General features: G+C 60.6%; 1 protein-coding gene. It reads left to right on the top strand.

What is annotated here, in order from left to right; all coding sequences use genetic code 11:
- Nucleotides 1-31: 31 nt before the first annotated feature.
- Nucleotides 32-246, top strand: a 215-nt coding sequence (locus tag AC2FB1_RS11235) for a type IV pilin protein (protein WP_490675289.1), incomplete at its 3' end; no start/stop codon positions are given.

Here is a 246-nt window from a genome sequence, read left to right as displayed (position 1 = left end):
ACATTGCAGTGTCCATTCATCACCCGACCGAATGGACACTGCAATGTACTTCCGTCTCATGGGCAAGCTGAACGCTCGCCGCAAGGGCCTCCTGGAGGAGGGCGAGAAGGGGTTCACCCTGATCGAGCTCCTCGTGATGGTCATCATCATCGGCGTCCTCGCCGCCATCGCCATCCCCGTCTACCTCGGCGTCCAGAGCAGCGCGAAGGACAACGCGGTCAAGTCCGACCTGACCAACCTGAAGAC

This window comes from Staphylococcus sp. CoH_129_LAB_1, from assembly GCF_058191515.1.
Note: the sequence above shows the minus strand (reverse complement) of the source record. Positions and strands in the feature narration are given on the sequence as shown.